General features: G+C 42.3%; 8 protein-coding genes and 1 pseudogene. All 9 read right to left on the minus strand.

Annotated features, from left to right (window positions below):
• Positions 1–316 precede the first annotated feature (316 nt).
• Positions 317–2,062 carry a hypothetical protein gene (locus HF569_RS10190; RefSeq protein ID WP_168902334.1) on the minus strand — a complete coding sequence of 582 codons (1,746 nt, stop codon included), beginning with the start codon at positions 2,060–2,062 and terminating at the stop codon, positions 317–319.
• A gap of 967 nt (positions 2,063–3,029) precedes the next feature.
• The gene (locus HF569_RS10195; RefSeq protein ID WP_168902335.1) at positions 3,030–8,390 is read right to left on the minus strand and encodes a SpaA isopeptide-forming pilin-related protein; all 5,361 of its coding nucleotides are present in this window, start codon (positions 8,388–8,390) and stop codon (positions 3,030–3,032) included.
• Positions 8,391–8,570: 180 nt separating this feature from the next.
• A complete protein-coding gene (locus tag HF569_RS10200; protein ID WP_168902336.1) occupies positions 8,571–9,533 on the minus strand; it encodes a CAP domain-containing protein in 963 nt (320 codons plus the stop codon).
• An 18-nt stretch (positions 9,534–9,551) separates the two neighbouring features.
• On the minus strand, positions 9,552–10,430 hold the full coding sequence (locus HF569_RS10205; RefSeq protein ID WP_168902337.1) for a C39 family peptidase: 879 nt from the start codon (positions 10,428–10,430) through the stop codon (positions 9,552–9,554).
• Between the two features lie 14 nt (positions 10,431–10,444).
• Positions 10,445–11,365 carry a C39 family peptidase gene (locus HF569_RS10210; protein ID WP_168902338.1) on the minus strand — a complete coding sequence of 307 codons (921 nt, stop codon included), beginning with the start codon at positions 11,363–11,365 and terminating at the stop codon, positions 10,445–10,447.
• An 82-nt stretch (positions 11,366–11,447) separates the two neighbouring features.
• Positions 11,448–11,606 carry a type II toxin-antitoxin system RelB/DinJ family antitoxin gene (locus HF569_RS10215; RefSeq protein WP_168902339.1) on the minus strand — a complete coding sequence of 53 codons (159 nt, stop codon included), beginning with the start codon at positions 11,604–11,606 and terminating at the stop codon, positions 11,448–11,450.
• Between the two features lie 209 nt (positions 11,607–11,815).
• On the minus strand, positions 11,816–12,220 hold the full coding sequence (locus HF569_RS10220; RefSeq protein WP_168902340.1) for a hypothetical protein: 405 nt from the start codon (positions 12,218–12,220) through the stop codon (positions 11,816–11,818).
• A 46-nt stretch (positions 12,221–12,266) separates the two neighbouring features.
• Positions 12,267–12,665 carry a hypothetical protein gene (locus HF569_RS10225; RefSeq protein WP_168902341.1) on the minus strand — a complete coding sequence of 133 codons (399 nt, stop codon included), beginning with the start codon at positions 12,663–12,665 and terminating at the stop codon, positions 12,267–12,269.
• A gap of 359 nt (positions 12,666–13,024) precedes the next feature.
• A pseudogene (locus HF569_RS10230) lies at positions 13,025–13,118 on the minus strand (IS5-like element ISLpl3 family transposase); the annotation flags it as partial.

Below are 13,118 nucleotides of genomic sequence, written 5' to 3' on the forward strand. Positions count from 1 at the left end.
ATCTATCTAATCGAAGATAGTCACACTTGCATAAATCGACACTAGCCACTTCCTCTTGCCGACCAACTGCCAAATCTTGGCGACAAAAAAGGCCGCTTGCGCGACCTAACCCCTCTCTAATGCTAACCCTATCACTGATTCTCTTCGCTCTATCTTGAATGCTTATCACTTGTATCAGATTCCTATCATCTGGCCTAACGGTCTCTTGGTCTAGTTGTTTATTATAATAGAATCACACTTTTGCATACCCTCTCCAGACCATTATGTAACTGCCACCTACCTATCATCCTTATTTTTCGACGAAATAGGAATTGTGCTAACTGCGGTTGAATCGTGCATGCTCCTGCTTATATTCATCAGACTGAACGCGGAAATCTTCTAGTTTGCTTAATGCTTGCTTCTTAGTTCCTGATTTAATCGCCTCAATATCTTGACCCGCCAACTCTACTTCTGGCTTAACCATTTGACCATCGACCAAGCCTTTATCAATCGCTTGCGATACTAGGCTCAAGGTCTCATGGCTCGCATTAACTGCATACTTTGCTAATTCATTTACATCCATATTCTTATCCCCCTGCACTGTACGTGTACTTACTTCCAATTGCTTAGCCAACTTGCTTGCGCTCAACGTTCGACTCTTCTGTACAATGACTACTTCACATAATTTGATTTTCTTCTTGAACTCAGTGTTGATTAACTGCGCCAACTTGATTTTAAATTCAGCCCTTGCTTCCGCTAACTCCTTTGGCACTAGTACCCGCATATGGCTGGCCTCTTCATCAGTTAACTCTAACTCTTCAGCTAGCGTCGCGGCCTTCTTGGGTAAGTGCAGTTTATCATCCTTGCGATAGCTATCCATCGACTGCTGCAGCAACTCTACTCCATCCTCGTTCATTGGATAAGCCAAATGTTCATTATAACCGGACAAGTCTCTTGCCCCGCGGATATAAGCTTGGATTAACAGGCTGTGCCGATGACCATCAATGGCCCGACCACGTAACTTAGATAACATAATAAAATCCATCAAGAAGTCTTTGTTCTGCTGCTTATTATGCGCCTTACCACTGGCCACCTGACCCGCGTTCTTATCCCTATCAACCCGCTTCTTAACCTTGGCCTTGTTCCGCCATGCCTTCTTCGACCTGATGATTTGGCTGACCTGAAGCACCGGCGGATTAGGCTTGATGACCCTTTTGGCCTCTCTATCATCTTCAGCTACCTCAGCTGACTCTGATTCGACGTCATCTGCCATTTCAGATGGTCGGACTGGCTGTAACTCGGTTAACTTGGCACATAAATCAGAATAACCATATGTAATACCAGACTGATGCACCAGCTTGACTGGTCTTGGGTCGTCTTCATTCTTATAATTGACCGAACCCGGCAACCGTAAATTATGATTCAGGTTACTGACATTCCCATCGGCATAGTCAATACCAGCCTGCTTCATGGTTGTGACTAGCCCCTTTAGCTGGTCGCCCAACTTCTTTACAGCCCACACATTGTTCTTGGTTACTTTAAGCCCATCTTCAAGCACCCAATATAGATAATAACCATGACCAGAATCGATGACTAAACTTGGATTTAAGTCGATAAAACGCAAGTAACGCAGTAATCTTGGCAATTCTTCCGCTTTAACTTTTTTTGCCTTCTCAACATCAAAATCAAGGTAAATAGCGTTAATAAATCCTAAATCATCAATCTTCTGTCCATGGCTGTAAGGCTTAAACACGTTTGGCGTCCAGCTTAGATTCACACCGTCATACTTTGATAACACTTCCTCGGTCTGATTAACAAGCTGGGCCTTGGTGAACCTTTCCACTGGCACTAATCTTCCACCCTCTTCAGTCGACGACAATACAAATTGATATGCAGAATCGCCAAATAGCGGTAGGCTATCAACCACTTGACGCAGGTCATTAACTCTATCGCTATCTATCTTCACCGGATTTAACGTTGGCAATGGCTTACGTGACTCTGCCGATAACCAGTCATCGAACCCTTTGTATTCGATTTTTATTCGACTTAATATTTCTTCAATTTCTTTATCATTTTCTAACATGGATTTAACCCCCAATTGACGCTATTCTGGGGGTAAAAACCTCACCGAAAACCTAGGTTGAACTTGCATTCTTCATTAGTCTGCATTATGCTGTCTTCGATGAAGTAATTACCTGCTAACCCATGCTGTAATCCGCCAAGATTATAAGCAGCTTGGGTTATTTTTTTGCGTCAAATTTTAGTTGAACCAACCTCATTGATTGGTTCACATCCTTAATCTAAATCAACCTAACGGATTACTCAAATTAATCAGGGGTTAAAATTATCAATTTATCTACTTTACTCCGATTTTCTTGCTTACAGCCTGACTTATTAGCTTTAGATGAATATTATTCACCTAACTGCATCTTATCATGAACAAATTATGCTTATTTATTTCAGCCTCATTTACACTCGCCATTCTCAGCCCTTGTGTGCCACCTTGCCCCGTTCACGAATAATTACACCTAATTAATCTTAAAATCGCTGTGTGACGATTTGTGGGGGCTGTTTTCGGCGGTTAACCGTTTCTTATCACCTCTGACTAATCATAAAAATCATCTAAATCTTATCAATCCGGGTCAATTTATCATCAATCCTGCATTTCATATAGTCATACTAGCCCGTTGTGTACATAACTGCTTATTATAAGCTGATTACGTCCACATATCTATCACTTATAGCCATACTTTGGCCGACGACCAGAAGTTCCATTGACCAATTTCATATCATCATACTTAATTATGAATCATCAAACAGCTAGACTACTTAACCTAATCAGCACAATCTAACATAAGTGGTCATACCCTGACCAACCTAATAACCACGCTGGTCTAACTTACGCTTCAAGCGAACATACGTGCCCTTGATAAATAAATCCAATTTGGCCAAGCAAAAAGGACGACCCAAGGGCCGCCCTCTTCAAACTATTATAAGCATTGGCAATACACATGTTGATGTCGAACAATTAATCATAAAATGGAAGTCGCTTAGTCTTCACGCTTCTTGTTACGCAAGTGTAACGCTGTCGCTAAGCCACCTAAAGCTAATAACAACATTGCGCCTAAACCACCATACTCACTACCTGTCTTTGGCATTGCTTTGGCTGGCTTATCCTTTAACTGACACTTCGTAATCTTATTATCTTCAATCTTGAAGTAGCCTGTCTCAGTCGAACGTTGATAACCCTTAGGCGCCTTAGTTTCGCTAAATGAATAAGTTCCACTTGGTAATGTGAAGTATGTTGGCGTCTTCTTACTGATAAAGTTAATGTTAACACCTTTACCTTTAATGTGAATGTGCGCACCTGGTAATTCATGCGTGTTCGTCACATCCGTCTTCGTAAACTTCAATTTACCTAAGCGGTTATCCTTCATTGTCACTGGCGTTACCTTCTGGTCTTTGACCTCGAACGTAATGCTGTGTGTCAACTTATCATAACCCTTAGGGGCAATTGTCTCACGCAAGCTGTACTTGCCGTCTGGTAATGTAAAGTACTTAGCATGCGACGTAGATACGAAATGAATCTTCGTATTCTTACCCGTTATCGTGATATGTGCACCCGGTAATTCATGTCCGTTGGTAATATCAGTCTTGGTGAACTTTAATTTGCCTTTCTTAAGGTAGTTCTTTACCGTTAACTGACTGACCTTCTGACTCTTAGCTTCACGGACACTGGCTGGCGTTGGTGCTACATTATCCTTCAAGTCTACGTTACTTGGCATCGTTACTTTGGATAAATCAGTTGTGCCTTCTGGCGCTAATAAACCACCATAATCTAACATTGCTGGATTTTTCACATCTGCGGACTTATCACCAGTGGTGTTACCCTTGGCATCACTAGTCTTATCTGTAGAATCAACCTTATTAGTAGTCGTACTACTATCGGTTGCAGGTGCTTCTGGTAAGATACTGCCATCCTCGGATACATTAGCCGTTACTCCTGCTTGGTACGTCTGGTCTACTGGTAAGGTACCTTTCGTCTTGGACGTGTTAGCATCAGTTCCATCAGTCACATCAGCTACCATATTGCTGGTTGGCAATGCCATTGCCACATAATCGGCATCCTTACTGTGGTCGACGCTGGCAACAGTCACTAGATTTAACTTCGCGTCCTTACCACTGGCAGTAATCGTTGTCTTGTCCTTGGTAATCTTGACTGTGTAGGTTGTCTTGGATAACCGGTACGTATCATTCGGTGCCTTGGTTTCCTTCATCTGATAAGTACCAACGGGCAATTCATGACTGACTGCTTGACTGTTAGCTCCGATTACTAGGTTCTGAACATGCTTACCCTTACTATCTGTAAGACTGAAAGTAGTACCCTTGGCTACTTTATCGTCTTGCTTAATCGTATATGTAGGTTGGTTGTCCTTTACCTTGTATTCTTCTACCAGCTTCTTAATTGCAAACCGACCACGATATAACCGGTTATCAATTGGTCGGATGGTTTCACTTGCCTTATCAGCATGTAAGGTCGTGTGACCACTATTCTTCAAAGCTTGGTTAGCTTTCTTCGTAATTTGGTCATTGCTTCGTAAGACTGAATCCTTGGATAAACCTACGCCGTTACTACCGATAAACAACGTCTGACTGGCATTGTTACTGTATGGTTCGTATTCAAACGCAAACTTACCATCGGTCAATACGTGGTTCTTATCCGTCTTTAATTCCTTTGCGTAAAAATGAATCATTGGGAATTTAGCTTCAAACTTGGCTAGGCCATCTTTGCCGGTCGTACTTACACCAACTAAGTTATCCTTGGCTAAGATTACCTTGCCGTCAGCATTCTTGATGTCTTCGGCGTTATAAACGCCAAACGTCACACCGGCTAATGGGGCATTCTTCGTTTCAAATCCCTTACCCTGGTCGACCCAATTCTTGAACTGTTCACCTTGCTTCATGATATTTAACTTCAATGTTTGTAACTTGTTGTTGATATCTAAGTTGGTGTTGTTCAAGTCTTGGTTGACTTGGGCTAACTGACCATCATATTTCAGGTCAACGTTCCATGTCTGATTTTTATCAATCACATAACCAGCTGGTGCCTTGGTTTCCTTCAAATGGTACTTACCTAATTCCAAATACTTAGATGTAGCAATACCCTTATCACCGGTGGTGATAGTGTCAACTACTTCACCTTTGCTGGCCTTCTTTTCACCATCAGGCTTGACAATATCTTCACTGGCAATTACTTGGAACGTTGCGTTCTTCAATGGCAAGTTGGCAAACTTGAAATTGTGATACTTAATTCCTGTCTGCTTATCCGTTACTTGCCCAACGCTATTAATCGTTTGACCAGTCTTCGTGACTTGAATCTTACCCTTTTGACTCGTATCTGGTTGCTTAACTACTTGGGCATTTTGCATGCCAGCTTGACTGTCTAATGGGACATCAAATTGAATCGTTGCTGGATTCAACTTATAACCAGTTGGTGCTTGGATTTCTTTAATCGTATAGCCCTTGTTATTCTTATCAAGCTGGCGTGGTAAAATCAGATAACCTTCGGAATTCGTGTGGAAGTTTGTACGCTGCTCATTCTGTGCATCCTCATCATTGTATGTCCAAAAGTTTACTAAGTCACCGGTATCATTGTTAGTAATTTCATAGACAGCGTTGTTCTCTAACACTGGACTTTCGTTGCCTGATTCAGCATCTACCTTCACAATCTTTAACATCGTCGCAATCGGCACGTTAGCAATATGCTCTACGTCCGCCGCTTCATCTCGACTATCGCTGGTATCACCAGTTGTGGTATTTAACCACTGGTTATCACCTTGCGGACTTTGCTCATGCGGCGTACCCAAGAAAATCTTGTAATCAGTCATTGCTTGATGTTTGCCATCTGGAACTTCATGAATGTTGTATTCACCATACGGAATAAAATCTGTACGTGCAAACCCATCTTTATCAGTAATCAGTTCCAATTGGTTGTGGTCTTTGCCATCTGGTAACGTGCTTCCACTTACAATTGGGTGTAACTGCTCAAATGATGTGTCTTCACTGTTCTGGTTGGCCGCGTAATGAATTACTCCATTATTTTCGCCCTTGAACACCCGGGTCACAATGAAATGAATACCAGCTAGACCATTGACTCGGCCACTACTTGGGGCTCCATCCTCAGTGTTGGATTCACGAACGTCCGTCTTGTCAATAATCAGACGCGTTTGACCTACGTGATTACTCATTGTCACGTTCAACGTATTATCCATTGATGGCGTAACCACTGGCGTGAACTCATCCTTATAATTAATCGTTACTGTCGCAACTGGTGCATCTAACCGATAACCTTGTGGTGCTTGTGTTTCAGTCACTGTGTATGTACCTAGATGCAGGTCGTCTCGACTCATCACAGTTCCATCGACACCAGTTACAACATCATCTGTATCTGGACTGGCTGGCATATTACCCCAGTAATCACTGATTTGTTGAATGTGGAAATGCGCGCCAGCAAAGGTACCATCACCTTCAGTTTCTGAACCAGTTGTTGCGTCATTCTTGATGATTTGCAACTGACCTTTTTCCTGTAAGTTCGTGAAGCCATTGCCTTGACCATACTCGGGTTCATTCACAGTGCCATATACTGGGTCTGTGTCACCTGTTACTTTACCATCTTTATCCGTTGTCATCGTATGACCAGTTAATTCGATTGGGTCAGATAGCAGGCCTTCAGAATCACCGTCATTCAATACATAGGGTGCTGGTACATGCGTTTCTTGTAATCGATATGTACCGCTATCCAATTGTGGTGTAGTCGCTGTACCACTTGCATCCGTGGTAATCTTACCATCATTCGGCAATGCTGCCCCTTGGAACCCGGTAGTTACCGGGTCACCATCTTCATTTGTAATTTGGAACTCAGTACCAGCAATGGCCTTCCCCGTTTCACGGTCGGTCTTATGCGTTGATAAAATTACTGGCCCCTTATCCTTGGTTGGGATATGTGTATCCGGCGTTCCATGATAAACACTGACACTAATTTTCTTCTGCTTTGGGCCACCGCCGAATCCCATTTCTTGATAGCCGGACTTGGTATAGAATGTCGGCTTCAATCCTAAATATGGACTAGTCGATGCAACCTTATTCCATGTAATCTTCAATGGGTTGCTCTTTGTATGCGTCGTATCAGTCTTCCACGCAGCTTTAGGGGTTACATTAATACCCTTCTTATCGATTTTTGTCGTGAAATACTTGCTAGTCTTCGGCGTTCGCTCACCATTGACCTCATCAACCAGCGTATATGTCTTACCTTCATACTTGTAGCCAGCATATTTGAACAAGATAGCCTTGTCATTCATAGCTTTCTTAGTTCCATTAGCAGCCGGTTGCGTCTCATACAGATGAATCATCGCATAGATTCTATGTACCGCGTTCATGACATTTGCCGTAGTCAGCTTAGGCGTACCAGTTGCGTAATGTGGGTGCGCTTGCTTTAACAAATTCCAATCAATCTTGAAGCTGCTTGCCGCCTTACCATCGGTGTAATGCCAAATCACAAATTGCGTTGCCATGTAATCAATCAACTCTTGATGCGTGATAGGGTCGTTAGTCTTGCCGTGGGGTTGGTACATGCCAAAATAGGCGGCTTCGCTAATCTTCTTTACAGTTGACGCGCTAAAGTTACGACTATCCTTCTTACTGTACCCGGTACCCGAACCTAGATGATGATTGTAATCGACGCAGAATACCGCGCGATGGTCTGCATCACGCAATACCGATTCATGGTAAACAAATCCGGTACTCCCATATTGCATGGCGATACCACCTGACCCCGTAAAGCCAGAAATGAAGTAGAATGTGGCCGCGTTGACCTTATTGTCGAACATCTTCATTGCGCTTGATTTAGCTTCGGCCTTCAACTTAGGGTCACTGCCTACTTTATCGCTCGGCAAATACACTTGATTATAGTCACCCTTATCGATAACCGTATTTAACGGTGCTCCATAATTGTCTGGGTATAGCTTATCAAATGTAGACTGGCTGACCGAATTCTTGACCTGATTATATGCTGCACGCTGGCCGTCAAAGTCGCCCGTCTTACTCATACTCTTATCAATCAATGCTTTAGCAGCATCTTCGGTAAGGTAACCAGAATCATTAACAGCTTTGGTTACAGATTCGCTTGTACTAGATTCCGAACTAGCATGCGAATCCGCCTTCTTAACTGTCGCCTTAACCTGATTACTTTGACCATTCTTAATTGCTACCTTATTCTTTACTGCTTGCGCTTGGCTGACTCCCGAATCATCAGCCTTTACGTTTACTTTACTAATACCAACTGCACCGACCGGCACTAATGCCGCGCTCAACGCCGACAAAGTTAGTAACTTAGTCTTATTACTCATACTCATTTAACAACAACACCTTCCGAATTGATATGTGAACGTCATATTCCGATTTTTGAAACTTTAAAATATATCTTCAACATATATAATTACTTTTATTTCGGATTATTAACCATTTCGGAAGGTAATTAAGGTAAGAAAAAAGACAGCATCTCTGCTGTCTTCATTTGACCTCGATTTATTTTTCTAAATTCCATTGGAGTAGATGTTGATAACGTCATAGATTCGATTGCCAGATTTGGTTACGCCAATTCCAACCTTCTTCGCTTTATCCCATGATAACAATCCACGGTGCCCCCAACCACTATCTGCATCATCATAAAAGTACTCGTGGATGATTTCTTGGGCGGTATCCATGTTTGTGTCACCGGGATTAGTAATCCCTGCAACCTCGGATACTGGAACATATACATTCATCTGATGCAGTAATCCATGAATGTACGTATCATTCGTCTTTGGGTCAATGTGATTAAAATCACTGACCAGTTGATTAGCACGGGTTTGACTTGCTGATTCAACGCTGGTTGCCAACGTAACTGGTGCTAATCCACGCTTGGTACGTTCCTGATTCAACAGTATTAAGATATCGGCCTGAACAGCACTGGCATCAAATGCCTCAGCTTGCTTATCAGTAGTTGGCTTTGTGGCTGATGGCTTAGTATCATTAGTCGTCTTAGCATCAGATTTATCATCGTTAACATTAGCATACTTCTTATTCAGCTTATTAGCCAAATTAGCATAATAATTTGATGACTTACCTGCTGTTGCCTTTGGATTCTTACCAGACTTCAAATATCCCCGCCAAATCCAGCCACTGTGCTTCTTATTGCCAGAAGTGACATAGTAATAAATCTTACTATGACCGTCCTTCTTGACCAGCAACTTCTCATGCTTGCTGGTGTACCACGTCGTCTTCGGGTAGGACTTCAAGCTCTTGTATCGACGACCTAGATGCTTGCTATATAGATACCCCTTGGTGCCGTGCATTGCGTGCTTCTTCATACTCTTACGCCATACTAGCTTTACGCTATGACTACGCTTGGTGCTGTAACTACTTGCATTGGCCGTTGTTGTCGTTGCTAGTAATCCTCCTGACAATAATCCTAATGCCATTAATCCAGTAGTTAAAATCTTATTACTTTGCTTCATCATTAACACTCCTCTCAATTACCGAACTACTACAGCTCGTGAATGACGTGAATGGTACACGCTCATAAAGTTCTTAGTTGAAGTCCAATATGCCTTACTTGGCCAGCTCTTCTTCATGTATGGGTCAGCGACAAGGAACTTACCATGCTTATAGCCAACTAAGGCTAGTACGTGATATGGTCGTTGACCTTGCATCCGCCATGCGCCGGCAAAGATGACTGGATTGCCACGTTTAACCTCGCGAATTAGTTTAGTCTTGCTTGCGCCAGTGATATTCGCCGCTTTCTTATCATACGTCTTGGCATACTTGGTCAATGGCGCCGGATAAATCGTCCGTGTTTCACCTGGTCGACTTTCGGTATATGGATTGCCAGTGAATCCCTTGTTAGGCGTTTTCGCCTTTGGCATCCGATTAATAATTGTCTTAAGGCTGGTCTTCGTCGCAATACCCTTTACGGACAATGCCATCTTTAGACTGGCTGATTCACAGGCGTTCGGAGCGTACAACGGGTACAACTGACTGGTGTATGTGTAGGGCAAGGTGTAGGTCTTTGGCTTAACCATGTACACGGCATTAATCCAGCCGTAGTTATGACCACGACGACTGATTTGATAATAGGTTGCTTTATTTGACTTAGCCACTTTATTAATCTGCATCAGCTTATTCTTCAAAGCCTTACCCGTCTTATGCGTGTACTTGTCGCCTTTCTGGTACGGCGTTGACCACAGCTTAGCTTTCTTGCTGATGATAGTACGGGAATTGTAACTACGACCTGATTTAATTTGATAATTTGTATTAGCCGATGCTTGAACCGGCGTCGTATTGGCTACTAACGTTAATCCAGCTAATGCTGACGTTGTTGCTAATATCGTTACTAATTTACTTTTTAACTTCATGATTTATCTTCTCCTTATTGAACAGCTACTGCGTAATGTTTGTAATTATAGCTACGACTGAACTTCTTCGCGCCAACCCAGTACTTACCGTGGTTCGGGTCAGCTACGTGGTAAGCATTCTTCTTATAACCATCTAATAGCATTACATGACTATTGTTAATCCCACGACCCCAGAAGTAGTGGCCATACTGGGCTTTGGCGAAGTGTAGGGTGACGTAAACAACCACTGGATTGTGCATTCTCAACTGTGAACGTAACGTGGATAGCTTCGACCCGCTGATGTTCTTCACCGTTGTGTACTTATTACCCCATTTAGCTAACGGTTTTGGGAATATAGATTGGAAGACTCCTGGCGTTACCCGATATGGGGAACCGGCAAATCCATTATTTGGATTGTTGTTCTTGCTTCGTGGCAATTTCTTCATAAACTTGACTAGGCCGGTAGACTTCATCACACCTTTATAGTGTAATCCTTCTAGTAGCGACGCTGATTCACAACCCATCCATGCCTTAACAGCTTGTTGACTGATGTACGGCGCATTCAGATTGACCTTGCTTGGCGTCTTCAAATACTTGTGCCAGACCCAGCCACTATAATTCTTCTTTGATTTAGCGCTGGTTGACGTCACGTAATAATAACGGTAATCCTTGCCATTATTCTTCTTTACCAATGCCGATTTGCTGATAATCCATGCTGTATGCGGGAAGTTCTTCAGCTTATGTGTTTGGATAAACCGTAATTTACCAGTATTATCAGTTGGCAGGTTATACAAACTGCCTTTAACATCACCTGTCACCTTGCCAAACTTAGTAACTTTACCTTGACTAATAATATGTGGATTAACCGTTGCGGCACTGGCTGTTAACCCTGTCCCAGCAATCATACCCAATCCAATCGATGCAATAGTAACTGCATTCTTCAATCTATTCCGCATTAACTTAATCTCCTCTTATCTATCAATCGTATTAACCATACTAGCTAATCATAAACCTAACTACTCGACCTATCAATGTGCATTACACGTTGAACGGCAACTTACCTTCGGTCAATAATTTGCTGTAAAACATCTTCGTCAACGCCGGTAAGGTTAATCCCATCTTAGCGGCCAGCTCATCAAGCTCTTGACGCTCCTTACTACTTATTCTGATTTGAACTGTCTTATTATTCTTATCCATCACTAATTCCCCCATCCGATTAATCTTTATATAACTTATTACTTATCATCTTTATGTCGTAAATCTAACTCTGCCTGCAATACTTGTCAATTAAAATCCTGCAAAAAAATGCAAAGTCATTACACGAACGACAAAAAAGCCCGCTAACTCAACGTTAACCGGCATCAAATTTAATTATTTTATTTTTCATATCATCATACTCATTCAAATCAGCCAATAAATGTCGGATGCGAAAAATCCAACTCATCTGTATTGATATCAAAGTCGGGTGGCAATAACCATTGCAACGTCCTATCACCGCTACAACGCACGAACAATTGTCTGATATCATCTTTATTAATCGCGTCAATATCGTCATACTCTACATTATCATCGCGGTCTAATCTGTTATCACCTTGGGCATCTAACTTATAACCCTCAGCCACGACCATCCTGATTGGATTGCCATTGGCATCAACTAGGTTGACTACTCTTAGTTGATTTACATCAGGGTATAACATCGCCCGATACCAACTGCCATCATACTCAGCATCAATCTGATTCATCACTGCTTGACCGTCGACGCAAGCATTATCATAATCGCCAATCTTGCGGTAATTATCTGGTATTTGCATCATATATCTCCCATTTCATATCATCATACTCTGGCAATTGTCTTAATCAGATAATCAACCCCGGATGCGACCAATCAATATGTACTCTATCCATGTCAGCAGACTTCGGTGCGAACCACAACATAGTCAGACTGCCATAAAATCGACGCTCCAATTCTTCCTCATCCTCTGGGTCAATATACTTGTCATCGTCGTTGAACATTATCCTACCGTTATCATCCAATCGATTACCTGATTCATCCATCCGATAGCCGCTAACTGATATAGCCTTACACTTGCCGCCATAAATGCTGTTTATCAAATCAAAGTTCACCTCATTCAGCGGCCTGAATATCCGCGCCCGGTACAACTTGTCCCGGTACTCCATGTCAATCGCCATCGTTGGGTCGCTATCAGTCTCGGCATACAATTCATCCACTGTCATTAATTTAGGCTTAATCATCATTACATCCTACCCCTTCGTCATTTAACTTGTCGTCATCCTAACTCTGCTTCCTAACCCAAATCCAGTCCTAATTGTTTGATTTAGCCAATTATGCTTGGCTTACCTTCTTCTTGTTGACTCTTCCGAAAACACAAATAAAGACACTCCATTAACCAGAGTGCCCTCTTTACTGTTTCATTTTTAATTCAGATACAAAACCTCGTACCAATTATCAGGGAATCCCATTTTTCCTAAATCAAGTGCGTTTGTCCTTACCACTTTATCTTGAAGCTTATCTAAAAAGTTATTCCACTTTTCTCGGTCACTATTTCTTAATTCCGAATAAAAGTTTTTCAATGTGATTAGGGTCCGTCTGAAAACTACTTAAGTAAGATGCAAATTGAGGCAATGTAAACCGTAGCCAGATAAACATGAGCGAGCTTATCATAACGCGTTGCAATCCTACGAAAGTTC

This window comes from Levilactobacillus tujiorum (assembly GCF_012641185.1).
Lineage (GTDB): Bacteria > Bacillota > Bacilli > Lactobacillales > Lactobacillaceae > Levilactobacillus > Levilactobacillus tujiorum.

Coding starts and splice junctions, on each gene's coding strand:
- HF569_RS10190 (WP_168902334.1), bottom strand. CDS start 2,062: ATGTTAGAAAATGATAAAGAAATTGAAGAAATATTAAGTCGAATAAAA.
- HF569_RS10195 (WP_168902335.1), bottom strand. CDS start 8,390: ATGAGTATGAGTAATAAGACTAAGTTACTAACTTTGTCGGCGTTGAGC.
- HF569_RS10200 (WP_168902336.1), bottom strand. CDS start 9,533: ATGAAGCAAAGTAATAAGATTTTAACTACTGGATTAATGGCATTAGGA.
- HF569_RS10205 (WP_168902337.1), bottom strand. CDS start 10,430: ATGAAGTTAAAAAGTAAATTAGTAACGATATTAGCAACAACGTCAGCA.
- HF569_RS10210 (WP_168902338.1), bottom strand. CDS start 11,365: ATGCGGAATAGATTGAAGAATGCAGTTACTATTGCATCGATTGGATTG.
- HF569_RS10215 (WP_168902339.1), bottom strand. CDS start 11,606: ATGGATAAGAATAATAAGACAGTTCAAATCAGAATAAGTAGTAAGGAG.
- HF569_RS10220 (WP_168902340.1), bottom strand. CDS start 12,220: ATGCAAATACCAGATAATTACCGCAAGATTGGCGATTATGATAATGCT.
- HF569_RS10225 (WP_168902341.1), bottom strand. CDS start 12,665: ATGATGATTAAGCCTAAATTAATGACAGTGGATGAATTGTATGCCGAG.